The organism is Paenirhizobium naphthalenivorans, assembly GCF_007992095.1.
In the GTDB taxonomy this organism is placed as follows: domain Bacteria; phylum Pseudomonadota; class Alphaproteobacteria; order Rhizobiales; family Rhizobiaceae; genus Allorhizobium; species Allorhizobium naphthalenivorans.
The window spans coordinates 94,147-117,150 of record NZ_BJZP01000014.1 but is presented as its reverse complement, the minus strand read 5'-3'; the positions used below and the strand labels follow the sequence as shown (position 1 = coordinate 117,150).

Sequence of the window (23,004 nt, the reverse complement as noted above, 5' to 3'; positions counted from 1 at the left end):
CGGGATTGGGGCGGACCGTCGCCTCCGGCGCATAGGGACTACTTCGTCGCGTCCCTTATGGATTTGCGGATCGAGGCATAGGTGTCGAGGAAGACTTTTTGCGTATCCGCATAGCCCTGCTTCGTCTTCTCCCATGCCTCGGCGGAAGCATCCTGGAGGCGTGCGATGCGGGCGCTCGCCTCGTCCACTTGGGCGTTCAGGGCAGCGATACGGGCATCGATCGAAGCCCGCTGATCGGCAGCGAGTTTTTCCGCATCGGCGCGCAGTTCGTCGAGCGCTGTCTGCCAAGCCTTCCGGCGCGCCTCCAATTCGGCTTCCAATACCGCCCGGCGGGTCGCGAGATCCGCCTTGGCCGTTTCGAGATATTCGTCGCGCGTGGTCTGGAATGCGACCCAGTTGTCGTCGAGCGACTTGCGCGCCTCGGCCACCTGCGCGTCCGTCCAGGTCCTGGCGTTGGCCACGGACTCCTCGGCCTGGATCCTGTAGGCGTCGCGCCGGTCGCGAAGCGTCTTCAGCGCCTCCTCGGCCCTTGTACGAGCCACGTCCTGAAGTTTTGCGGCTTCCTTCTCGAGGACAGCAATGGTCGCATCAAGCTCGGCAAGCTGATCCTGCGACCATTCCAGTGCTTGCCTGGCAAGCGAGGGGTCGTCCTGAGAGGCAAGAGCAGTCTGCGTGGGGGTCTCCTGCGCGAGGACGGCCGGAGCCGAAAACAGCGCGGTCTGGGCAACGAGGGCCAGACCAGTTGCGGATAAGCGGAGTTTCATGTCGGTTCTCCCTGGTTTTCTGTTGTGGAGATCGCCGATGCGTACGATCAAAGCAGTTTCGAGAAGGCGTCCTTGATCTTCTGGATCGTGCGGTCGTGAACGGCCCGTGCATCCGCAAGCCCCCCCTTGACGGCCTTCCAGGACTCGTCGCCGGCATCCTTGGCCTCACCGATTCTCGCCTGGAATTTTTCCGCTTCGTCCGACAGCCGCTTAATCGCGGCGTCGAACTCCCCGCGCGCCGTATCGACGGCATCTACCGCCTGCTGGCGCAAAGCCGTCAGGGACGCTTCCCAGGACCGCCGCTGGGCTTTTGCCCGAGCAACGACGACCTCACGGACCGTTTCGGCCTGATCCCTCACCGCCGACAGATAGGTCTGGAAGGCGGATTCGACCTCGATCCACTCGGCCTCCAGCGCATCCTGGATATCTTCGACGCTGCCCTTCACCGCTTGCGCTTCAGTGCGCAGATCGTCGTAGATCTTCTGGATTGTGCCGCGGGAAGCCTTGAGCCGGGCGAGCGCGGCATCGGCTTCCTTGCGTGCCGTGTCCTTCAGCGAGTCCGATGTCTTCTCGATTTCGGAAATGATCGCGTCCACATCATCGAGACGCTGTTTTGCCCAGGCGACGGCTTGGTGCGTATGGGATTGATCGCTCATCGGGTGTTTCCTTTTCTGTTCAAAGAGGAGATTGTCTGACTGTTCGGGGCAGGTTCCGTTCACTCCCCGGAGCGTCATTGGGGAAGCCGGACAGCCAGGAAATCACTTCGGCAGAGATCGCGGACCATGTCCTCGATCTGGCCGATGCAGTCGGGTTGCATCCGTTTCCAATCCATGCTGCGCAGCATGATGCCGCGCAGGAACCTGAAGCTGACGATGGCGGTCACGATCGCGCTGATGCGCAGCCTGAGTGCCTCGTCGCCGGGGCTGCGTCCGGAAAAGTCGCTCGCGGCTCGGACTAGGTGCTCCACCAAGGGGGCAATCGCCCGGTCGTAAATCAGTGAGAAGGCCTCGTCATTATCGTAGGTGCAGCGCGCGACGAACGAGGTCCACGAATGCGGCTCGGCATCTTCGAGAATGATGCGCAGAAGATTGGTGAGGGCTTCTTCGAAACGGATGACCTTTTCGGCAGGATCATCGGTTTCCAGGATCGCGCCCGTCTCTTTGAAGCGACTTGCGGCATAATCGGCGATCATCCGTGCCGCCGCGAGATAAAGCTCCTTCTTCCCCCCGAAATGATAGCGAATGGCCGACATGGTCGTGTTCGCTGCCTTGGCCAGGGCGCGCGTGCTGGCACCCTCATAGCCGACGGCGCCGATCACCTCGATCGCCGACGCGATAAGCAGCGAGCGCGTCTTGGCGCTCCTGGCCTCGTGTCCGCTGGATTCGGCTGATTTGACCGTCATGAACCCTACTCCTCATTCATAAATTCAATATAGTTCAATCGAACGAACTTTCAATTGACATGGGTCAAATCCCTCTCTACATCGCTTTAACGAACGTTAAGTTATTTGCGAGGGCAGCCATGCAAGCCACCGACACAAGAACCGCGATCGTCGAGGCTGCCGCCCGTCTCTACGCCGATCTCGGCTACAGCGCCGTTTCCATGCGTGATGTGGCGAGCGAGGTCGGTGTGACTCCGGCCAATCTCTATCACCACTTCAAGGGTAAGGGCGAACTGATCCAGGAAGCACTTGCGCATGTGTTCACGCATAAGGCAGCGTCGTTGGAGGCCCTGCTGGACACCAGCCGGGATGCTGACAAAAGGCTCGAAACCTTTGTCCGCTGGTTCGCGCATCTCCTAGTTGATGACCGAATCTTCTTCCGGCTGCTGATCCGGGAACTGACCGATGGAGACGCCGGGCGTCTGGAATATTTGTCGAAGACGGTTCTCGAACGCCCCTTCGCGCTCGTCCGGTCGCTGGCACGGGCAAGGATTCGCGACGGCGACGACGATTTCCTGGCGGCCGTCTCGATCATCGGAGTCGTGCTGGGGCATGTACAGCTCGGCGCGATCGTCCGGCACCTGCCCGGCGGACGCTCCGATCATCTCGATCCGGATGTGATCATACGCCATGTTCTCGCGGCTCTTCGCGAGAGTTTCAAGACCCCCCCTGCCAAGGACGCCTGAAATGTCCCGTTCCCTCCATACCGCTTCAATCCTTGCGGTGCTGCTTCTGCTATCCGGCTGTGATGACCACGGCGCCGAACAGAATTCAAAGGCAGCAGATCCCGTCGACGCAACCGTCGATACCGTCGAACTGAAAGATATTCCGATCAACTACACCGTTCCCGGTTCCGTGATCTCGGACGGGCGTGTGGAGGTGTCGTCACGTGTTGTCGGATTCATCGAGCAACTCGACGTGCGCGAGGGACAGCGCGTGAAACGGGGCGACCTGCTTGTGCGGATCGATCCGACCGATATCGACGAAGCCATCCGGCAGGCCCGTGCGCTCGTTATCGCCGCCGAAGAAGATCTGAGCGACGCCGAAACGGATGTTCGCAAATACACCGGCCTCGCTGAATCGGGCTCAGTCGCCTCGGAAACCCTGCGCAAGGCCAAGGTCCGGGCGGACATCGCCCGCACCACGCTCGACAGGGCGAAGTCGGCGCTCGCTGCCGCCGAAGCGCAGAAGGACTACGCGACGATTACAAGCCCCGTCGACGGCGTCATCGTTTCCGTGGCCAGGCGAAGTGGAGAGATGGCGACGGCCGGCGCCTCCATTCTAGTTGTCGAATCCCACGAGGTCCTACTGTTCAAGGCCTATCTGTCCGAGCAGAGCTTGGCATCCATCAGCACGGAAACAGCCGTCGCCGTCCGGATCGACGCGCTCGGCGGCCGGGAATTCGCGGGGCGTATCCGCGGGATCGTTCCCTCCGGGGACGACGTGACGCGACGTTATGAGATCAACGCTCTGCTGCCCGACGATGCGGCTCTCGTGCCCGGCATGTTCGGCCGCGCGGATATCCGGCTGGGAACCTATCAGGCCCCGGTCGTTCCCCGGGACTCGATCACGAAGAGGGGCGGTCTGGACGGTGTCTTCGTCGTCGAGAACGGAACGGCGCGGTTCCGATGGCTGCGCACGGGCCGGGAGTTGAACGGCGTCGTCGAGGTTGTGTCCGGCCTGAAGGGCGGGGAGAAGATCGTGGCTGAGGTCGATGGCGGGCTGCCGGACGGCGCCCGGATGAAGACGGCGGATGCCGTCCGATGAGCGCCCCCAATCTTAATATCGCCGGACGTCTAGCCCAGACGTTCATCACCTCGAAGCTGACCATCGTCTTCATCGTCGGCGTGGCCCTGATGGGCGTCATCGCGATCCTGCAGACCCCGCGCGAAGAGAACCCCCAGATCGTCGTGCCGGGCGCGGTGGTCACGGTCACGCTTCCCGGCGCTTCCGCCGCCGAGGTCGAATCCCTGATCGTCACGCCTCTCGAAGGCATTCTTAGCGAACTGCCCGGCGTAGACCATACCGCCGGTATCGCGCAGAATTCCGTCGGCATGGTGCAGGTGCAATTCGAGGTGGGCGAGTCGAAGGAAGAATCCCTCGTCAAGCTCTATGATCGTGTCCTCGCCAGCCGGTCCAGCCTGCCCACCGATGCAGGCACGCCAGTCGTCCGTTCGATCGACGCCGACGACGTTCCGATCCTTGCCGTCACGCTGGCCTCGGCGAACTACGACGACTATGCATTGAAACGGGTCGCGGAACGGATGGCCGAGCGCCTGCGCAGCGCCGAGAACGTTTCGGTCGTCGGCATCAAGGGCGGGCGTGACAGGGAAATCGCCATTGAGCTCGATCCGGATCGCCTTCAGGCCTTCGGCGTGACGCTGAGCCAGGCCTATGCTGCCTTCGAGGCGAGCAACCTGTCGGTTCCGCTTCAACCGACCGTCCGCGACGGCAAGGTCGAGGCCATCAAGCTCTCTGCATCCTTCACTTCGGCCGAGGATGTCCGCAACCAGATCCTCGCTGTACACGAGGGCCGGCCGGTCTATGTCCGCGACGTGGCGACCGTCACGGACGGCCCGGAGACGGAGATTACGCAGTTCAGCCGTTTTTCCTTTGGGCCGGGCGACCCGCGTTTCGCCAGCCCGGATTCGTCCGACATGCCGGCGGTGACCGTCGCCATTGCGAAGAAGAAGGGGGCCAATGCCGTCGTCGTCGCGAATGCGGTCATCGACCGCGTCGAGGAGATGCAGGCCTCCTTCGTGCCGAAGGACGTTCAGGTCGTCGTCACCCGCGACGACGGGGAGAAGGCCAACGATGCCGTGAACCTTTTGATCGAGCATCTCGCCATCGCGCTGGTGACCGTGGCGATCGTGCTGGTCTTCTTCCTCGGCTGGCGTGAGGCGCTGATCGTCACGGTCACCGTGCCGCTGATCTTTTCGATCACGCTGGCGGCCGATCTGCTCGGCGGCGTCACCATCAACCGCGTGACGCTGTTCGCGCTTATTCTGTCGCTGGGCCTGCTCGTGGACGCCGCGATTGTCGTCATCGAGAACATTCACCGCCACTACGGGTCGAAGCGGTCGCGGATGGCCAAGGAAAAGATGACGGTCCTCGCCACCAACGAGATCGGCAACGCCACCAACCTTGCGACCTTCGCCGTCATGCTGGTGTTCAGCGCGCTTTTCCTCGTCTCCGGCATGGCGGGCGACTATTTCTACCCAATCGCCTACAATGTGCCGATCGCCATGCTGGCATCCATCATTGTCGCCTATATCGTCACGCCCTGGGCGGCCAATTGCTGGCTGAGCCGCCATGCCGTGCAGGAGGCCGACGAGCATGAGCAGGAAGTCTCGCACAGCGAGCCCGGCCGGCTGGAAAAGCTCTATCTCCGCCTGATCGCGCCGCTGCAGGAGCATCGTGCCGCCCGCATCGGCTTTGCCGTGCTGATCGCCCTCCTGATGACGGGATCGGTGATGCAGGGCGCCTGGCAGTTCGTGCGCCCGTCGGGCGTGGGCGGCCCGGTTTCGTGGGCGGGCGTCAATATCGGCTTCCTGCCCAAGGACAACAAGAACACCTTCAACATCGTCGTCGCGATGCCCGAGACGACGCCTGTCGAGGAGACCGACAAGTTCGTGCGCGAGATCGGTGCGCTGCTCTCTCAGGACAGGAACGTCGTCAACTACCAGAGCTGGATAGGGCAGGCGGGGGTCGCCGACTTCAACGGCCTGTTCAAGGGAACCACCGAACGCGAAGGCAATCCGGTCGCCGAGATCCGCGTCAACCTGACTGACAAGCACGACCGCAAGGAAAGCTCCATCGACATCGTTCGCGAGCTGCGTCCCAAGGTCGATGAAATCCGCAAGCGCTATCCCGGCGCGGAAGCGGCGCTTGTCGAGGATCCGCCTGGCCCGCCGCTGCGCGCCACAGTACTGGCCGAACTCTACGGTCCAGAACCGGACGGCTTGCGGCAACTGTCCGCGAAAGTCCGCAAGGCCTTCGAGGTGACCTACGACATGGTCGATCTTTCCGATACGGAACCGGAAGATATCCCCGAACACCGGATCGTGCCGGACAAGGAGAAGGCAGCCCTTTCGAAGGTCTCGACCGCACAGATCTCCCAGGCCCTCGCCATCATCTATGGCGGAAACGAACTGAGCCGCGCGCACCTCGCTGACGAGAGGAATCCCGTCCCCGTCAGGGTCTACGTGCCGCGCCGCTACGCGGTGGACCCGGAGCGCCTTGACCGCGTCTTCGTCGACAATACCGACGGCAAGCCTGTCCCTCTGGCGGAATTGGTCAGAGTCGTACCGGCGAACGCAGACAGGCCGATCCAGCACCGCGACAACGAAAGGGTGAGTTTTGTCGGCGGTGAATTGTCGGACTCCGTACCTCTTTATGCGGTCCTCGACCTGCAGAGGCGTCTGGATGCCATTATTGCTCCCGATGGCAAGCCGCTCAGGACCGGCAATCTCGGGTTCCACGAAGATGCCCCCGATACGATCGGCGGCTACCAGTTGCTCTGGGGCGGCGAGATGCGCATGACCCTCGATATTTATCGCGACATGGGTATCGCGCTTGGCGGCGCGCTGCTGCTCGTCTACCTCCTGCTGGTCGCCTACTATCGCTCCTTCATGATCCCGGTGATCGCCATGTCCTCAGTGCCGCTCGGCGTGATTGGCATCTTTCCGGGGCACTGGATTGTTGGCGCGGACTTCTCCGCCACCTCGATGGTCGGCATCATCGCGCTTTCCGGTGTCGTGATCCGCAATTCGTTGCTGATCATCGACTTCATCCAGGACAACCGCAAACACGGCATGCCGCTCGACGTCGCCGTGCGTCAGGCAGGGGCCGTCCGCCTGCGGCCGATCCTGCTCACCACGTTCGCCATCATCCTCGGCTCGGCGATCATGATCACCGATCCGGTCTTTGGCGGTCTTGCGATCTCGCTGATCTTCGGCACTGTCGTCTCCACGGCGTTCACCGTATTCGTCGTGCCGATCCTTTACGAACTCGATGCCAAGCGACGCATTCAACGCGCCGGATAAGAGAGAGACAGGCCCGTTGTGAAAGCTGTATGCCGATAGCTGTCCAGAAGCCATAATCGTGAACAAAGCCTGCTGCCGATCGTTTCATATGCATGCCGGAGAAGGCCTGTCGGCTCGAAGCTGGGATTTTGGCTAAGTTGAAGAACGTCGACGTGGGACCCGTTTCCGGATCACCCGACTGGGGAATTTCCCGGGGGTGACACTCACGGCGGACCGGATGCGCCGGAGGCATTCATGAGCGATATCGGCGGCTTGTTGACGATATCGCTGTGAGGGCGAAACTCGTTGACCGGCCCCCGGTTTCTGCCGAGGCGATGTTGGCGGGCGAGAAATGGCAAAAGGTTAGCTGGCGCCGGGGCACTAATGAGACCTGTGCGCGGATAATCATAGACGTATGGAATCATTGATGATTCAATGCCTTTGTCGATTGATGGAGGTTGCGATGAGCCGTCGTCGTATTGGTCAGGAAGCGTTTGAGTTCGCGCCGGATCGCAAGAACGCTTCGACATTGGATGCGCTTTCGAAGGTGATCGATTGGGCGCTGGCAGATCGGCGTCTTGCGATGATTTCAAGTGCTGCCAAGGGCGAACCCGCTTGGCCGCCACTCGCCCTGTTCAAGGCGATGCTGCTCGCGGTCTGGTACGACCTTTCAGATGTGAAGCTGTCCGAAGCGCTTGATGACAGAAGTTCATTTCGGCGGTTCTGCGGGTTCTCCAGATCGGAGCCGACGCCGGAACGTACGACCTTTGTGCGGTTTCGAAAGGCGCTGGTCGCCCAAGGCCTAGACAAAGTCCTATTTGATGAGATCACAGCACAACTGAAAGCCAAGGCGATCAAGGTGAAGACCGGGACGTTGGTCGATGCGACCATTATTGCCTCAGCCAGTGAAGACGACGCCGACGGTCATTGGGTCAAACATCGCGGAAGAACGGCGGTTCACGGTTACAAGGCGCATGTTGGCGCCGATGCTGATACGGCGCGCGTGGAAGAAATCGCAGTGACACCGGCCAATATCAATGATGGACGCGCCGGCCCTGATGCGCTTCCCGACAATCCCGGTGACGTCTATGCCGATAGCGCCTATCGCGGCGATCACTTCGGCCAGGCGGTGCGAGCCAAAGGTGGAACCCCGCGCATCGTTGCCACCGGAATGTGGGTCCGTGATGAAGCCGAGATACGCGCCCGCCTCGAAGCCTATAACCAGCCGATCCACCGCATCCGTGGGCGGATCGAAAAGATATTCGGAACGTGGAAACGATCCTATGGATTGCGCCGGATGCGCTGGAGAGGCATAGCAAAAGCTGCCTTGCAAATCCGAATGACGGCCATCGCCTACAACATGAAGCGATGCCTCAACATCGTGGCGGTCGCCCACTGAAGTGCTCAAGCGCATGCGACTAACAGGTGAGAATGGCAGGCGGCCTGAAAATCACCTATCGAGCACCGAACAAACGTCCTGATGGATCGGAAAATTCAACCAATTCAACGAGAAAAATAGCCCGCGCACAGGTCTCATAAAGGCCGGCTGACATGTATCTTCGCAGCCCGCCGTGTCCGGGTTGCGGATGGCCATAAGCACCGGATGCTCGACAATCGTGTGCAATTCATGTCTGGCGACGAAGTCTGGCTCGTCGGCGAGCGGCGGTCGACCGGAGAGCAAAAATATTATGTGTCGAACCTGCCGACCGATACCACCCTCAAAACGCTCGCCGCCACGATCAAAGCGAGATGGGTCTGCGAGCAGGCACACCAGCAACTCAAGGAGGAGCTTGGGCTCGACCACTTCGAAGGCAGGTCCTGGACGGGGTTACATCGACATGCCTTGATGACGATGATCGCCTATGCCTTTCTCCAATCCCGCCGCCTCAAGGCCGCGGGACGGAAAAAAAAGACTCACAGGTCCGCCGCCACAACCGAGCATGCCGGCCCTCAGGAAAGCGATACTCGACATCTTCGCACGGCCACCGCCGCTACGATGCCCCCACTGTGAGATGCTCATCACAGAACCTCCCAAGCCAAACGTGCCAAAGTAGTGCTAGTTTCCTCCATACCTCAAGAGAGGAGTTGCCATATAGGCTAGCCGCCCACTCACTCACCCAGCTACAATGCCAAGATTCCACTCTTTGGAAGAGACACGTACTCGACCAAGAGATCCTTTGCGTCGATCTGGTCGCCGGTCTTGACCAGCACTTCGGCGATCGTGCCGTCGCGGTCGGCATGGAGCGCCGTTTCCATCTTCATCGCCTCGATCGAAACCAGCACGTCACCCGCCTTGACGGCCTGCCCGGCGGCGATCGCCACGGTCGAAATGACGCCCGGCATCGGCGCGCCGACATGGGCGGCGTTCGAGGGATCGGCCTTGCGGCGTGCGGCGCTGCCGGCGGCGCCGTGGGCGCGATCCGGCACCTTGATGCGGCGCGGCTGGCCGTTCAGCTCGAAGAACACGGTCACCATGCCCTTGTCGTCGGTCGCTCCCATCGCCTGGTTGACGATCACCAGCGTCTTGCCCTTTTCCAGATCGACGAACAGCTCTTCGCCGGCCGGCAGGCCGTAGAAGTAGTAGGGCGTCGGAAGCACCGAGACCGGACCATAGGTCTCGGCGGCCAGCGCGTAGTCGGTGAACACCTTCGGATACATGAGGTAGGAGGCGAGTTCGAAATCGCTGACCTCGCGGCCAATCTTCTCTTCGATCGCCTTGCGCTCGGCATCGAGGTCGGTGTCCTCGAGCAGAGAGCCGGGGCGGACCGTATAGGCCGGCTCGCCCTTCAGCGCCTTCTTCTGCAGCCCCTCGGGCCAGCCGATCGGCGGCTGTCCGAGATCGCCGCGCAGCATGGAGACGACCGATTCCGGGAAGGACACGTCCTTGGCCGGATCGACCACGTCCTCGACCGTCAGATCCTGGCTGACCATCATCAGCGCCATGTCGCCGACCACCTTGGACGAAGGCGTGACCTTGACGATGTCGCCGAACATCTGGTTGGCGTCGGCATAAGCCTGGGCCACCTCGTGCCAGCGGGTCTCAAGCCCGAGCGAACGTGCCTGTTCCTTGAGGTTGGTGAACTGGCCGCCCGGCATTTCATGCAGGTAGCCTTCCGAAGCCGGACCCTTGAGGTCGCTCTCGAAGGCGGCGTACTGGTTGCGCACGGCTTCCCAGTAGAAGGAGAGCCGGCGGATCCAGTGCGGATCGAGGCCCGGATCGCGCTCGGAGCCGCGCAGCGCCTCGACGATCGATCCGAGACAGGGTTGCGAGGTATTGCCCGACAGGCTGTCCATCGCCGCATCGACCGCATCGACGCCAGCCTCGACGGCGGCCAGCACGGTTGCCGCCGAGATGCCGGACGTGTCGTGGGTGTGGAAGTGGATCGGCAGGCTGGTTGCCTCGCGCAGCGCCTTGAACAGGATCTTGGCCGCGGCAGGTTTCAAAAGGCCGGCCATGTCCTTGACGGCAATGATGTGGGCGCCGGCCTTTTCAAGCTCGGCGGCCAGCGACGTGTAGTATTTCAGATCATACTTCGGCCGGGCAGCATTGAGGATGTCGCCGGTATAGCAGATCGCCGCCTCGCAGAGCTTGTTTTCCTCCGCCACCGCGTCCATCGAGACGCGCATGTTCTCCACCCAGTTGAGGCAGTCGAACACGCGGAACAGGTCGATGCCGCCGGCCGCGGCCTGGCGAACGAAATACTTCACGACATTGTCGGAATAGTTCTTGTAACCGACTCCGTTTGCGCCGCGCAGCAGCATCTGCAAAAGCAGGTTCGGCGCACCCTCGCGGATCAGCGCGAGACGCTCCCACGGATCTTCGGTGAGGAAGCGCATGGAGACGTCGAAAGTGGCGCCGCCCCAGCATTCGAGCGACAGCAGGTTGGGCAGCGCCCGGGCATAGGCGCCGGCAGCACGCGCGATGTCATGGGTGCGCATGCGGGTCGCCAGCAGCGACTGGTGGCCGTCGCGCATCGTCGTGTCGGTCACCAGAACCCGCGTCTCTGCGCGCATCCATTCGGCGAACTTCACCGGCCCGAGGCGGTCGAGGAGCTGCTTGGTGCCGTCGACGATCGGTGCGTCGATGTAAGGGACGACGGGCTCAGCGGCATCTTCCGGCGGACGCGGGCGGCCCTTGGCTTCCGGATGACCATTGACGGTGACGTCGGCGAGATAGGTCAGAAGCTTGGTCGCGCGGTCCTGGCGCTTGACCTGGGCAAACAGTTCCGGCGTCGAATCGATGAAGCGCGTCGTGTAGCTGTTGTCGCGGAACTGCGGGTGGCCGATGATCGCTTCGAGGAAGGTGAGGTTGGTGGCCACACCGCGGATGCGGAACTCGCGCAGCGCCCGGTCCATGCGCTGGATCGCCTCCTGCGGCGTCGGGGCCCAGCCAGTGACCTTCTCGAGCAGCGGATCGTAGTAGCGGGTGATGACCGCACCGGAATAGGCCGTGCCGCCATCGAGACGGATGCCGAAGCCGGTCGCGCCGCGATAGGCGGTAATGCGGCCATAGTCGGGGATGAAGTTCTGTTCCGGGTCTTCGGTGGTGATGCGGCACTGGAGGGCATGGCCGTTGAGGCGGATATCTTCCTGCTTCGGAACGCCCGATTCCGGCGTGCCGATGGCATGGCCGTCGAGGATGTGAATCTGCGCCTTGACGATGTCGATGCCGGTCACGACCTCGGTCACCGTATGTTCGACCTGGATGCGCGGATTGACCTCGATGAAGTAGAACTTGCCGGTATCGGCATCCATCAGGTACTCGACCGTGCCGGCGCCGACATAGTTTGTCGCCTTGGCGATCTTCAGCGAGTAGGAGGCGAGTTCCTGCCGCTGGGCGTCAGTCAGGTAGGGGGCCGGCGCACGTTCGACGACCTTCTGGTTGCGGCGCTGGATCGAGCAGTCACGCTCGAACAGGTGCACGACATTGCCATGCGTGTCGCCGAGGATCTGGCTTTCGACGTGGCGGGCGCGCTCGACCAGTTTTTCCAGATAGACTTCGTCCTTGCCGAAGGCGGCCATGGCTTCGCGCTTGGCCTCGGTCACTTCGCGGGCGAGGTCCTTGGGGTCGCGGATGGCGCGCATGCCGCGTCCACCGCCGCCCCAGGAGGCCTTCAGCATCACCGGATAACCGATCTCCTCGGCCATGCGCGCCACTTCCGCCATGTCGTCCGGCAGCGGGGTGGTGGCGGGCACCACCGGAACGCCGACCGAAATGGCCAGATTTCGTGCCGCGACCTTGTTGCCGAGCTGACGCATGGTGTCGGCCCGCGGGCCGATGAAGGTAATGCCGGCAGCGTCACAGGCATCGACGAATTCGGGGCTTTCGGAAAGCAGGCCGTAGCCCGGATGGATCGCATCAGCACCCGAGAGTTTTGCGACCCTGATGATTTCGTCGATCGATAGATAGCTTTCGATCGGTCCAAGTTCGCGCGCCAGATGCGGCCCGCGACCGACCTGATAGCTCTCGTCGGCCTTGAAACGGTGCAGGGAGAGCTTGTCTTCCTCTGCCCAGACTGCAACCGTTTTCAATCCCAGCTCGTTAGCCGCGCGAAAGACGCGGATGGCTATTTCGGATCGGTTCGCAACGAGAATCTTGGATATTGGCATTTCGATCGCCCCACTTCAAAGAGTAAATCAATAGTCGTCGCGAATTAAGCTACTTCTGATGATAGCAGTCTCGTTGGAATACGCACACCAACCAGTACATATTGTATCCACGCCATCAACAGAGCTTCGTCTAACACGAAACTACAGCTTACATATTTAGCAGGAAGGAGAGGTCTGGACGGCGTCCATGCACCATTAGCGGCCTTCTGGCTCTTCGGACACGGAACCTAGTGGGGTAAGGCCATACCCTGCCTCGCAACACCGAGGCAGGGTCGAGGGAAGTCAGGCCAGCCCTTCTTCCTTGAGTGCTTGCTGAACAGCAGGGCGGCTGCCGATCCGCTGCAGATATTCGCCAAGCTTTGGCCACGGCGACATGTCCATCTTGAGGAAATTGCACCAGCCAAGCAACGTGAAGAAATAGGCATCTGCAACCGTGAAGCTATTGCCGACCAGATAGCCGGAGCTACCTATGCGATTCTCAGCCGCAGTCAAACGACTGGCGATGAGTTTCTCAAAAAGGGGCCGCGCTTCGGCCGGCAGGTCAGGACGGAACAGCGGCCCCATGGACTTGTGAACCTCGGTTGCGAGAAAGTTCAGCGTCTCGAGCATTTTCCATCGCCCCGAGCTGGATACATCGCCAAGCTTCCCATCAGCCTTGTCTGCGATATATTGCAAAACCACGGCGGCTTCAGAAATCATAGTGTCGCCATCAACAATGGTCGGCACCAGCCCGAGAGGGTTGATTTTGGTGTAGTCCCCACCATCGACCGTGTTACCGGCAGGGTTCATCTCAACCATCCGGCAGTTTATCGGCAGGCCAGCTTCGAGACTAGCAATATGGGCGGCCAGCGAACAGGCAGCTGGGATATAGTATAGTTCCATCATTGAAGCGCTCCAATTAGAGAGGACGTCGTATACTTAGCTCCGAAAACGTACACTAGAAGCGCCATATCAACCCGGTACCGACCAACAGTGGATTGAGCGTTGCCTTTGCGTCAGCTGCCGGACCACCTGCGCCTAGCGTTCCGCCAACGTCGGTTTCAAGCCAGATTTTCTTGACATCGACGTAAAGCCCCAATCGATCGTTAATCATGGTCTCGAAGCCGGCTTGCAGCACCACACCCCAAGCATTGTCGGCGCTGAAATTCGCGACATCGCGCCCCTTCTCGTCCAGAACGATCGTATAGTTGATGCCTGCGCCAATATACGGTTCGAACTTCGGCATTCCGGTCGGAATTCGATATTGGAGCGCCAGTATGGCCGGAGCATAGGTCAAATCCCCAAGATAGGCACCGGAAAGGGCGCCTGAACCACGTATCTCGGCGGTCGGAGGAATACCGAATGTGAAGGTGGTGGAAAACTGTTCATTCAAGCGATAGCCGATGTCGAAGCTCATTGAATAATTGTCGTCAACTGACACATCAGCTCCTGGAACCGGCGCGCCCGATACCGATAGGTCCACACCAGGGCTGAAGAAAATTCCAACCGGGCCTCCGCGAACGTACCATCCGTTATGGTCGGCTTCCTGCGCAAGGGCGGGGATGCCGACCGCAATTGAAAGACAAAGTCCCGTGATCATTCCGATTTGGCGCATTTGTTTCCTCCCAGTTGTGCCAAGTCTTTTTTAATTGTGGTCGTCGGACTGCGTTTCGCCCTACAAAAGCTTCCGAAGGTCGGGGGCAGTCGTCAAGGCATCATCGGTCACCATATAGCCTTTCGACATGAGGCGGCGAACGATCGCCATGTCGCGTGGCACACCAAAGCATATGGCCCCGACGAGTCGTCCGTCGGCCACCGAGAACCGCGTGAACGCTTTGCCCTCCCCCTTCCGCAGCAGGACGGTGCCGCCCTCTGGCTGGACATCGCCGATCATCTGGATGTTGAGGTCGTATTGGTCGGACCAGAACCACGTGTTGACGGCATAAGGCACATCCTTGCCCAGCATGTTTCGCGCAGCCGCAGCGGCCTGATCCTGCGCATTTGCCCAGGATTCCATGCGGACCGGACGGCCGTCGCCGAGGCGCAGCGCTGCCACGTCGCCAGCAGCGAAAATTCTCGGGTCAGAAGTGCGCAGGAATTCGTCCACAACGACGCCATTAGCGGTTTCAAGCCCGGCGTCGCGGGCAAGCGCGTCATTGGCGATCGCGCCGACCCCGACGACGACCATGTCCACGGACAGCGTTTCGCCATTCGAGAGGGTAACGGTCTCGATCCGGTCCCGCCCGCCGACGCTTTCGATCGAGGTATTCAGATGAACAACCGTGCCGTGGTCCCTGTGTACTTCTGCCAGCACGGCGCCGACGTCCTTGGGCAAGCTGCGGCCGCAGAGACGGTCGGCGAGTTCGACGACCGTTGCTTGCATCCCCATCTTGCGCGCGGTCGCGGCAACTTCCAGGCCGATCCAACCAGCGCCAATCGACAGAACACGCTTTCCGGGGCCCATGGCTGCCCGCAAGGACGCCGCATCATCGAGGCTTCGCAGGTAGAAAACATTGCTCTTGCCTGCGAACGCTCCATCGAGCGTGCGGGCGCGGCTGCCAGTGGCGATCAGTAGACGGTCATAGGGCAGCCTCTCGCCGGATGAGAGCTTCACCATCCGCGTATCGCGCTCGATGGCCTCGGCGCGCTGACCGAGCCGGACATCTATGTTCTGGCTACGCGCAGCCTCATCGCTCAGCAAGCAGGTGCTGTTCGCGTCGGCCACCCCCTGAAGCACGGCCTTTGACAAGGGAGGTCTCTCGTACGGGTAATACCGCTCTTCCGACAGGATCGTGATCCCGCCCTTGAATCCTTGTTCCCGCAATGTCCTGGCTGCTGATGCGGCAGCCTGGCCGCCGCCGATGATTATCACCTGCTCCATGTCGAGCCTCCCCCCTCGCACAATTGTCGGTCGACGCGGATGTGTTCCGCGTCGACGGCCTTCTTCCCCAGTTCAGGAACCGACCTTGAAGCTTTCGGGGAACGGCACCCCCCACGAGCTGAAGATGCCCGGCTGGTCCGCCCGCCAGATGAAGGGAGGAGCCTTCCGATCCACGCAGCGTGGCATCTCGCCAGACAACTCGTAACGGTTGCCGTCAGGCGTGAAGAAATAGGAATAGAGGTTCGAGCCGACGCCATGGCGCCCTGGTCCTGCCTCGGTCATGACCCCGCCGCGGGCGACCTGGTCGAGCATGAGCTTCATGAACTCCATGTTCGGGATCATCCACGCAAGGTGGTCGAGCGTTTCGTGCGGCGCGCCGGCAAACATCGCCACATCATGATGGAAGTCACCGACATGGAGCCAGGAAGCCAACCGCCCTTGACCGCCGGGGAATTCCACGATGTCGGAGGCATGGAAATCGACGTGCTTGGTGAGGAACTCGATCGTCGTCGTCGCATCAGGCCCGACGCGCAGAGTGATGTGATCGAGGTCGACCGGCGCTAGCGCGCCCAGCCGGTTGCAAACACGCGAGGCGGGGCTGTAATAGTGTTTCCGTGCCTTGGAATCCAACAGTGCGATCTGCATCTTTTGCTTCTGCGGCGGCAGGTCGAATTCGATGATTTTTTCCACCCCCGGATCGGGTGCGGTCATCTCGCGCACCTGCACTCCGGCATCGGACACGCGCTTCTTGTAGTGCTTGAGGTCTTCTTCGTCATCCGCCGCAATGGCAAAGCTGATGACGCCAGTCCCGCCTTCGGTAACGGCAACGTCGAAAGTCCCGTCGGTGCCGCACGTCAGATACACGACGCCGTCTTGCCGGGCGATTTCCTCCAGCCCGAGAACTTCGGTGTGAAAGCGCACCGATTCGTCGAGGTTCTTGACGCGCAGCCGCGCGTGGGAAAGTTTTTGAAGAGCCATGTTGTTCCTCCCTCCGGACAGATCCGGTTAAGTTTGAAGCCCCGTCTGGAGCGCTTTTTCCATGAAGGTAAGGCGATCGTTGCCCCACCACATTTCATCCCCCACGATCATCGTGGGCATGCCGAAAACACCCGCTTCGTGCGCGGCCTGCGTTCCGGCCTCGTAGCGGTCTGCCGCTTCCGAGGATGCCACCCAGGCCGCCAAGGCCTCGGCGCTCCATCCGAACTGCCGAGCAAGCTCGGCCAGAAGCGCCGCGTCGGCCGGGTCGGCGCCCTCGCCCCACACGCGCGCCCAAGCAGCCTTTATGAAGGCCTCTGCTGCGTCGTGGTCTGCCGCAAAGAGGAACGCCTTGTTCAGGGTCTCGGACGCCAGCGATTTAGGAAAGACCAGAGGCACATCATAAAGGGTGGCCCAGCGATCAAGGTCCTTGCGCAGGTAGCGGATCTTCAGCGGAATGCTGACATTGGCCGGCCCGGTGTTGCCGGCCAAGAGTTTCAGCCGGGGAAGGTTCGCCACGTGCGGACGAAACTCCAGCCCGTATTTCCGGCAGAGTCCCGGCACTTTCTGGAAGGCCAGATAAGCAAAGGGGCTCATGAAGTCGAAATAGAAATCCAGCGCGCGAGCGGTCATTTCGCTCCCTCGGCCGCAAGTTCGGCGGCTAGTTTCGCCCATTGTCGACCAGATTCACGCGCACCCTCAAGATAGGCTTCGGGGACCAGGGAATAGGGCGCGCGGCAGGGCCCGGCCGTCATCCAGCCGGCCGCATCCATCCGCGCCTTTTCGATGCCGATGTTGTAAACTGAGAAGTCCTTGAACGAGCCGTTCGGGAACAGCGTGCGATAGGTCATGCCGATCCGGTCGGTCAGCGCCTTCGCGCTAGTCCAGTCGCCGGTTTTCCGGGCCTTGGCCACTAGGTCGCGCAGCTGAATCGCAGGGGCCGGACCGCAGACCGCACCACTGGTCCAGAATGCCGTGCACGCCTCGGGGTCGAGTCGTGCGGCGGCATAGTAATCAACGTCAAGCGGCATCAGCCTTATCCTGCGCTTGGTCAGGTTCAGGTCGGCATAAAGCGCGGCCGTATTGATGTACTTGGCCGAGACGACCTGCGGGATCTCGGAGATCTGCGCCCAGAAAGCACGGGGAAACTCGAACTTGAATGCCTCCGGGTTGGCATAGGCGCAGATCGCCACATCCGGGCAGGCCGCCGCCACATCGCGGAAGAACTGCACCGCGGTCGACACATCGGGCTGGACCCACATGGGCAGGCCCAGCATGACGCCATCGACACCGATCTCGCGTGCTGCGCGGGTCATGCGGATCGTGTCCCGCGTGTTAAGGGCGGTCGTGCCACCGAAGACCGGAATACGGCCGCGCACCGTCTCGACCAGAGTGCGCATGAATGCTTCTTTCTCTTCCCAAGTCGTGGTTGCGGCCTCGCCCAGCGTGCCAAGCGACAGGATGCCGTCGACGCCCGCCGCGACCAATGCCTCCGCAGCGCGCGCGGCTTCGTCTAGGTCGACGGTGTCGACGGCGTTCGGATCGGATGCACCTGGCTTCGACGGTGTGGGCATGATCGCCCAACAACCGGTAACGTCATCCACAGTAAGCAATTCGCGTTTCATCAAGGGTCTTCCTTTGCAAGGGCGCATAGGTTGCACCGACTGCGGTCGCAGTCAGCGGCAGGCTTGCTTCTCAGAGCGGTATCGCGTTGCCGCGGTCTTCCCGCCAGAGTCCAAGCTTTTCCTGGCAAACGCGATCGGAGTATGAGAACAGCACCGCGTCGCCATCGGCCTCATGCGTAACGGTCTTCCAGCTTGGCACCACAAAGACGTCCTTCGGCCCCCATTCATAGGTCTTGCCGGCAATGATGCTGCGCCCCGTGCCTTCGGTTACGACGAACACGGTGGCATCGGTCGAACGGTACCGATGAGTCTTGAACCCCTTCGGCAGAAGCTGAAGACAGGGCGAGATCGTCGGCATCGCCCAGCCGCCATCCACCGGATTGATGTAGCGCATCTTGATGCCGTGGCAGGGATCGATCTCTCCCTGCTTTTCCAGATGAGCCAGCGCCTCGCGCGAACGCTCATACGGATAATTGAAGATCGGCGAGGCAAGCCGCGTCCGTTCATAATCGACCGGCAGCATGTTTGCGCCAAAACGCCAGCTGCTGTCCTCCGTCTGGCGGGTGATCGGCTGCCGATCGTCGTGATGCTCTTCGGCAAAGGAAGCGTCGAAGACCGAGACTATCGGGATATCCAGCCCGTCGAGCCAGATCATCGGCTCACCCGACTCGTTACCGTGGTCGTGCCATGCGCCCGGGGGGGTGATCACGAAATCGCCGAACTGCATGATCGTGCGCTCACCATCGACCGAGGTCTGGGCGCCCGCGCCATCCATCACGAAGCGCAGCGCCGACTGGCTGTGGCGGTGGGCCGGGGCGACCTCGCCCGGCATGACGACCTGGAGGCCGGCATATAGCGAAGTCGTGATTCGGGATTGCCCGCGCAGGCCGGGATTTTCCAGCACGAGAACGCGCCGCTCCGCCTCCTCGGCTGTGATAAGCCCGCCAGCTTCGAGCAAATAGGACTTCGCCTCATCGAAATGCCACAGATGCGACATGCAGGCGCTGCGAGGTTCTGGCGTAATGATGTCAGAAAGCACCGTCCAGAGCGCGGTATATGAAGAGTTGTTGATCTTGTCGTAGAACCTCTTCCGTTCCGGCGATTCAGCCGGCTTCTCGATCAGCGACATTGGTGTCCTCCACTATGTGCCCTGCAATCAGGCGGGCGTGCATTCCGATTTGTTAGAATTGGAACTCGGGAGTGGTCACGGTGAGACCATCCAGTTCCGGCGTTAATTTGATCTGACAGGCCAAGCGGCTGCTCTCATGACGGTTGGCCGCGAATTCCAGCATATTGGATTCCGATTCGCCGATGGGCGGAAGACGAGACAGCCAGTCGGCATCTACATAGACCTGGCAAGTGGCGCAGGCGCATGCCCCGCCACAATCGGCGTCGATCCCCGGAATACCAGACAGAGACGCAGCCTCCATCAGGGACCGCCCCTCAACCGACGAAACCTCGCGTCGCTCGCCGGACGCATCGACAAAAACAAGATTGATAACCATCAGGACTCCTCTCCCACCGAACTCGCTTCGACTGAAGTCGTCGTAAGACTTGCACACCTGGCGCTCAGGCTCCTCCGCCGCCCAGGTCACTTCTGCTTTTTAAGTTGCTGCCAATACCACCGGTCAATCCACTTATCAAGCATGCATACTATCTTCTAGCATCTCTTCTCGTGGCGCGTCAAGCTGATTGCGGACTGTTCGGTCAGCCATACGTGAGGCTTGCGCGTGGCAGGATTACAAGCTGTCGGTCATTGCGCTGACCAAAGTTTGAAAGCATACTTACGTACATCGTATCGATATTCGCTGGTGTCTGCCGGTGCCGGTCGGCCAAGCCAAAAGAGGACTTTGAAGGATGAAAGACCAGGCTATGCTATACCCACAGGGAACCCTGGAGGTCAGGAAACGCCAAAAGATACTGATTGATCATCCTGCGCATCTGATTCGGCGCACCTACCAGATCTTTCTGTATTGTTTCGATGAAGCCATGGCTGGTCTGAACCTGTCGCCCGTGATGTGGATAATGATCGCCACGTTGCGGAATTTTCCCGGCCTGTCTGTGACTGAACTTGCCCGTCATGCCGTAGTGGACAAGGCCAGCTGCGGCAGGACAGCTACTGCGCTGGAAAAGCGTGGACTGCTGCTCATCACGCAAAGTGAAACCGATGGCAGACAGAAAGTGCTTGAACTGACCCCTACCGGGGAGGCCTTGGTAACCAAAGGTGAAGGACGAATCGAACGGTTACGGTCACTGATTTTGCAACAGCTCGATCCGCAAGAAAAACAGCAGTTTGTGATGCAGTTGGCCAATTATGTTCAAAAGTCCGGCAAACAAACGCGTCCATCTATCCCTGAAACGCTTGGTCCTGAAAGCGATTGAATTGCTGTCAGGAGGTCGGCGGCCGCACCGCAGGTCTATGGTCGGCCGCCCAAAAAGTCAGTTGATCTGAACCTCCATGGAACCGATCTTATCTATCCAAGCGTGAAGCCTGTTTCCTGGCAGGACTTGCCCGACACCCTCGGGCGTGCCGGTGAAGATGACATCGCCGACCTCGAGCGTGTAGAAACGGCTGGCCATCTCAATCAGCTCCGGCACGCTCAGCACCAGATCTCGCGTATTGGCCTTCTGCCGGGTGACGCCATCGACCTGGAGTTCGAAGTCCAGCTGGGACGGATCGGGGATCTCGTCAGCAGTAACCAGCCATGGGCCCAACACCGAATAGCTGTCAACCGACTTGCGCATGCTGCGCTCCTCGGCCCCCCGAACCGTCATATCCAGGCCGATCGCGTAGCCCGCGACATGTTCAAGCGCGTCCTTTGCCGCCACGCGATCAGCCCGGCGGCCAATGATCACCGCAAGTTCGATCTCGTGGTCAGAGCGACGATCGGGGAAGCGCAGCGTTACAGGGTCCGAAGGCCCGATCAGGCTGCTCGTGGCCTTGAGGAAAAGTCCCGTCTCGTGAATGACGCGGATCTGGGCGGCATTGTTCTGGTGAAGTTCCTTCTGTTCGCGCGCTTCCTCTAGGTGCTTGACGTAATTGACCGGCGCCGCCACCAGCTTGCCGGGGTTCGCCACCGGAGACTCGAGGGAGACTTCAGTGATCTTCCTGCGCTCACCGTTGCGCGACGCAGCCGCAAATGCGGGCATCAGCCGGTCGAGAAGCGCAATCATCGGGTCGTGCCGCGGCAGCGGGTAGCGCACTTGCGGCAGCAGATCCAGCGCGTCGGTCACATCAATGACCTCGTCTCCTTCGACAAGCCCGACGCGGCTCTTGTTAAAACGGCAAATCTTCATCCTGGTTTTCCCGATCCGTGATCCCAACATCACTTGCGATGGCTTCTCATGCTCCGGCCGCCACATCGGCATGGCCGGACCCCTCATCCTTTTCCCGTCCGCTTGCCCGCCGGCTTAGGCGAGCTTTACAGGAAACAGTTCCAAACCCCGGAACCGCGTGTTGTGCTGGAAGCGCACCTTGCCGTTCCGCGTCAGCGTCGGCAGTTCCCGGAGCACAGTGGGAATTGCGATCGAGGCTTCGAGCCGCGCCAGCGGCCGCCCCAGACAGACGTGGATTCCGGCACCGAAGCCGACATGGTTGTTCGGCCGGCGGGAGAGGTTCAGCTTGTCGGGGTCGCCGAAGATCCGTTCGTCTCGGTTGGCCGAAGCCTGGCACAGGACGACCTCGGTTCCGGCGGGGAGGGTCCCGTTGCCGCTTTCAAGAACCACCTCCTGCGTCGTGCGCCGACCCTGAAGCTGCAAGGGCGTGATGAAACGGATCAGCTCCTCGAGCGCGGGCGCGATCGGTACCTCGCCGCCCCGCAGTTGCGACAGGCTTTCCGTATCGTCCATCAGAAAGTGGATCGACTGCGAGATGAGGTTCGTCGTGGTCTCATGGCCGCCGTTCAGCGTCACGATACACATGTGCAGGATCTCGTCGTCGCTGACCTCGACACCCTCACGCTGGGCTGCGGCCATCGCGCAGAGGATGCTCTCGGTCGGGTCGATCGTCGGCCGCGACTTGATCTCGTCCAAGAACGGGCGCAGGTAGTTCTTGAATTCGGTGACGGCGTCGTGCCCTTCCGCAATAGCTGTTTCTGATACCTTTGGATTCAGTGGAAACAGGACCTTGCGACCAATGGCTTGGATATGATCCGCATCCGCGACGGGAACGCCGATGATCTTGCAGATCAGCGCCACCGGAATTCGGAAGGCAAAGTCGCGGACGAAGTCGAACTCGCCCATCTTCTTGACCTTCTCGATCTCGCGATCCACCACTTCCTGGGTGAATCTGGAAAGCATCTGGATTGAGTTCTGCGAGAAGAACGGGTTGACGATGTTGCGCAGACGGTCATGATCTGGATTGTCACGGAAAAGCATGGTCGAGGTGTGGTGTTCCAGCAAAGGTCCTTCACCAAAACGCTTGCAGAATTGTTCCCTTTTATTGACGAGGCCACTCACATCCCGCCAGATCTGACGCACGTCGTCATAGCGTGTGAGAAGAACGCTGCCGTCTTCCTGTGTGTGTACCGGATCACCGTCTCGGAGAAGCCGGAAGAATGGGCTCGGGTTGTCGAAATAGTCCTCAGGAGGGTTGAAGAGGTTGAAGGCGCGAGCCTTGTCGGACAGGGCCTCGTCAACTGCGGTGTTCACGGTCATCTATTCCTCCTGATGTTGCGCTTCGACAACGGTAGAGATTGTGGGCTCG

Annotated in this window: 19 protein-coding genes and 1 pseudogene; 6 read left to right on the top strand and 14 right to left on the bottom strand. The window is 60.8% G+C overall.

Annotated elements, in window-relative coordinates; genetic code table 11:
* Nucleotides 1-38: 38 nt before the first annotated feature.
* The 3 genes from RNA01_RS14735 to RNA01_RS14725 form a co-directional block, all read right to left on the bottom strand.
* Nucleotides 39-764 (bottom strand): MbeD/MobD family mobilization/exclusion family protein, encoded by a 726-nt coding sequence (locus RNA01_RS14735; RefSeq protein WP_147180973.1) that lies wholly within the window; start codon nucleotides 762-764, stop codon nucleotides 39-41.
* A gap of 47 nt (nucleotides 765-811) precedes the next feature.
* A complete protein-coding gene (locus RNA01_RS14730) occupies nucleotides 812-1,420 on the bottom strand; it encodes a sll1863 family stress response protein (RefSeq protein ID WP_147180972.1) in 609 nt (202 codons plus the stop codon).
* Nucleotides 1,421-1,494: 74 nt separating this feature from the next.
* Nucleotides 1,495-2,166: a CerR family C-terminal domain-containing protein gene (locus RNA01_RS14725; RefSeq protein WP_147180971.1), complete on the bottom strand. Its 672-nt coding sequence runs from the start codon at nucleotides 2,164-2,166 to the stop codon at nucleotides 1,495-1,497.
* Between the two features lie 119 nt (nucleotides 2,167-2,285).
* Here RNA01_RS14725 and RNA01_RS14720 point away from each other — a divergent pair, with 119 nt between their 5' ends.
* The 5 genes and pseudogenes from RNA01_RS14720 to RNA01_RS14700 all read left to right on the top strand — a co-directional run.
* The gene (locus RNA01_RS14720) at nucleotides 2,286-2,891 is read left to right on the top strand and encodes a TetR/AcrR family transcriptional regulator (RefSeq protein ID WP_170253461.1); all 606 of its coding nucleotides are present in this window, start codon (nucleotides 2,286-2,288) and stop codon (nucleotides 2,889-2,891) included.
* Between the two features lies 1 nt (nucleotide 2,892).
* The gene (locus RNA01_RS14715) at nucleotides 2,893-3,972 is read left to right on the top strand and encodes an efflux RND transporter periplasmic adaptor subunit (protein WP_147180969.1); all 1,080 of its coding nucleotides are present in this window, start codon (nucleotides 2,893-2,895) and stop codon (nucleotides 3,970-3,972) included.
* Nucleotides 3,969-7,250: an efflux RND transporter permease subunit gene (locus RNA01_RS14710; protein WP_147180968.1), complete on the top strand. Its 3,282-nt coding sequence runs from the start codon at nucleotides 3,969-3,971 to the stop codon at nucleotides 7,248-7,250. Before RNA01_RS14715 ends, RNA01_RS14710 begins: the two co-directional genes overlap by 4 nt.
* Nucleotides 7,251-7,644: 394 nt before the next feature.
* A complete protein-coding gene (locus RNA01_RS14705) occupies nucleotides 7,645-8,628 on the top strand; it encodes an IS5 family transposase (RefSeq protein WP_235916647.1) in 984 nt (327 codons plus the stop codon).
* Between the two features lie 138 nt (nucleotides 8,629-8,766).
* Nucleotides 8,767-9,240 (top strand): annotated as a pseudogene (locus tag RNA01_RS14700) (transposase); the annotation flags it as partial.
* Between the two features lie 110 nt (nucleotides 9,241-9,350).
* Here the strand turns inward: RNA01_RS14700 and pyc are convergent.
* The 9 genes from pyc to RNA01_RS14655 form a co-directional block, all read right to left on the bottom strand.
* Nucleotides 9,351-12,839 carry a pyruvate carboxylase gene (pyc, locus tag RNA01_RS14695; protein ID WP_147180967.1) on the bottom strand — a complete coding sequence of 1,163 codons (3,489 nt, stop codon included), beginning with the start codon at nucleotides 12,837-12,839 and terminating at the stop codon, nucleotides 9,351-9,353.
* Between the two features lie 282 nt (nucleotides 12,840-13,121).
* Nucleotides 13,122-13,724 carry a glutathione binding-like protein gene (locus RNA01_RS14690; RefSeq protein WP_210245760.1) on the bottom strand — a complete coding sequence of 201 codons (603 nt, stop codon included), beginning with the start codon at nucleotides 13,722-13,724 and terminating at the stop codon, nucleotides 13,122-13,124.
* A gap of 52 nt (nucleotides 13,725-13,776) precedes the next feature.
* Nucleotides 13,777-14,433, bottom strand: a complete 657-nt coding sequence (locus RNA01_RS14685) for an OmpW/AlkL family protein (RefSeq protein WP_210245759.1) — start codon at nucleotides 14,431-14,433, stop codon at nucleotides 13,777-13,779.
* Nucleotides 14,434-14,493: 60 nt separating this feature from the next.
* Nucleotides 14,494-15,699, bottom strand: a complete 1,206-nt coding sequence (locus tag RNA01_RS14680) for an NAD(P)/FAD-dependent oxidoreductase (RefSeq protein ID WP_147180966.1) — start codon at nucleotides 15,697-15,699, stop codon at nucleotides 14,494-14,496.
* Nucleotides 15,700-15,771: 72 nt separating this feature from the next.
* Nucleotides 15,772-16,677, bottom strand: coding sequence for a VOC family protein (locus RNA01_RS14675; protein ID WP_147180965.1), 906 nt, complete (start codon nucleotides 16,675-16,677; stop codon nucleotides 15,772-15,774).
* Nucleotides 16,678-16,704: 27 nt separating this feature from the next.
* The gene (locus RNA01_RS14670) at nucleotides 16,705-17,307 is read right to left on the bottom strand and encodes a 2-hydroxychromene-2-carboxylate isomerase (RefSeq protein WP_147180964.1); all 603 of its coding nucleotides are present in this window, start codon (nucleotides 17,305-17,307) and stop codon (nucleotides 16,705-16,707) included.
* A complete protein-coding gene (locus tag RNA01_RS14665) occupies nucleotides 17,304-18,299 on the bottom strand; it encodes a dihydrodipicolinate synthase family protein (RefSeq protein ID WP_147180963.1) in 996 nt (331 codons plus the stop codon). The genes RNA01_RS14670 and RNA01_RS14665 overlap by 4 nt, the downstream gene beginning before the upstream one ends.
* A 70-nt stretch (nucleotides 18,300-18,369) precedes the next feature.
* The gene (gene gtdA / locus RNA01_RS14660) at nucleotides 18,370-19,419 is read right to left on the bottom strand and encodes a gentisate 1,2-dioxygenase (RefSeq protein ID WP_210245761.1); all 1,050 of its coding nucleotides are present in this window, start codon (nucleotides 19,417-19,419) and stop codon (nucleotides 18,370-18,372) included.
* 61 nt (nucleotides 19,420-19,480) lie between these two features.
* Entirely contained in the window at nucleotides 19,481-19,804 is a 324-nt protein-coding gene (locus tag RNA01_RS14655) for a 2Fe-2S iron-sulfur cluster-binding protein (protein ID WP_147180961.1), read from the bottom strand.
* Nucleotides 19,805-20,156: 352 nt separating this feature from the next.
* Between RNA01_RS14655 and RNA01_RS14650 the strand changes: the two genes are divergently transcribed.
* A complete protein-coding gene (locus RNA01_RS14650; RefSeq protein WP_147180960.1) occupies nucleotides 20,157-20,681 on the top strand; it encodes a MarR family winged helix-turn-helix transcriptional regulator in 525 nt (174 codons plus the stop codon).
* Between the two features lie 57 nt (nucleotides 20,682-20,738).
* Here the strand turns inward: RNA01_RS14650 and RNA01_RS14645 are convergent, their stop codons facing one another.
* Nucleotides 20,739-21,668, bottom strand: a complete 930-nt coding sequence (locus tag RNA01_RS14645; protein WP_235916645.1) for a fumarylacetoacetate hydrolase family protein — start codon at nucleotides 21,666-21,668, stop codon at nucleotides 20,739-20,741.
* A gap of 42 nt (nucleotides 21,669-21,710) precedes the next feature.
* Complete coding sequence (locus RNA01_RS14640; RefSeq protein ID WP_147180959.1) at nucleotides 21,711-22,955, bottom strand: cytochrome P450; 1,245 nt, start codon at nucleotides 22,953-22,955, stop codon at nucleotides 21,711-21,713.
* Nucleotides 22,956-23,004: the final 49 nt, after the last annotated feature.

What these genes read in the sequence shown, in the direction of transcription:
- RNA01_RS14705 (WP_235916647.1), top strand. Translation starts at nt 7,645, where the DNA reads ATGGAATCATTGATGATTCAATGCCTTTGTCGATTGATGGAGGTTGCG.
- RNA01_RS14715 (WP_147180969.1), top strand. Translation starts at nt 2,893, where the DNA reads ATGTCCCGTTCCCTCCATACCGCTTCAATCCTTGCGGTGCTGCTTCTG.
- RNA01_RS14685 (WP_210245759.1), bottom strand. Translation starts at nt 14,433, where the DNA reads ATGCGCCAAATCGGAATGATCACGGGACTTTGTCTTTCAATTGCGGTC.
- RNA01_RS14670 (WP_147180964.1), bottom strand. Translation starts at nt 17,307, where the DNA reads ATGACCGCTCGCGCGCTGGATTTCTATTTCGACTTCATGAGCCCCTTT.
- RNA01_RS14640 (WP_147180959.1), bottom strand. Translation starts at nt 22,955, where the DNA reads ATGACCGTGAACACCGCAGTTGACGAGGCCCTGTCCGACAAGGCTCGC.
- RNA01_RS14720 (WP_170253461.1), top strand. Translation starts at nt 2,286, where the DNA reads ATGCAAGCCACCGACACAAGAACCGCGATCGTCGAGGCTGCCGCCCGT.
- RNA01_RS14665 (WP_147180963.1), bottom strand. Translation starts at nt 18,299, where the DNA reads ATGAAACGCGAATTGCTTACTGTGGATGACGTTACCGGTTGTTGGGCG.
- RNA01_RS14650 (WP_147180960.1), top strand. Translation starts at nt 20,157, where the DNA reads ATGAAAGACCAGGCTATGCTATACCCACAGGGAACCCTGGAGGTCAGG.
- RNA01_RS14690 (WP_210245760.1), bottom strand. Translation starts at nt 13,724, where the DNA reads ATGATGGAACTATACTATATCCCAGCTGCCTGTTCGCTGGCCGCCCAT.
- RNA01_RS14675 (WP_147180965.1), bottom strand. Translation starts at nt 16,677, where the DNA reads ATGGCTCTTCAAAAACTTTCCCACGCGCGGCTGCGCGTCAAGAACCTC.
- RNA01_RS14730 (WP_147180972.1), bottom strand. Translation starts at nt 1,420, where the DNA reads ATGAGCGATCAATCCCATACGCACCAAGCCGTCGCCTGGGCAAAACAG.
- pyc (WP_147180967.1), bottom strand. Translation starts at nt 12,839, where the DNA reads ATGCCAATATCCAAGATTCTCGTTGCGAACCGATCCGAAATAGCCATC.
- RNA01_RS14710 (WP_147180968.1), top strand. Translation starts at nt 3,969, where the DNA reads ATGAGCGCCCCCAATCTTAATATCGCCGGACGTCTAGCCCAGACGTTC.
- RNA01_RS14645 (WP_235916645.1), bottom strand. Translation starts at nt 21,668, where the DNA reads ATGCCGATGTGGCGGCCGGAGCATGAGAAGCCATCGCAAGTGATGTTG.
- RNA01_RS14725 (WP_147180971.1), bottom strand. Translation starts at nt 2,166, where the DNA reads ATGACGGTCAAATCAGCCGAATCCAGCGGACACGAGGCCAGGAGCGCC.
- RNA01_RS14680 (WP_147180966.1), bottom strand. Translation starts at nt 15,699, where the DNA reads ATGGAGCAGGTGATAATCATCGGCGGCGGCCAGGCTGCCGCATCAGCA.
- RNA01_RS14655 (WP_147180961.1), bottom strand. Translation starts at nt 19,804, where the DNA reads ATGGTTATCAATCTTGTTTTTGTCGATGCGTCCGGCGAGCGACGCGAG.
- RNA01_RS14735 (WP_147180973.1), bottom strand. Translation starts at nt 764, where the DNA reads ATGAAACTCCGCTTATCCGCAACTGGTCTGGCCCTCGTTGCCCAGACC.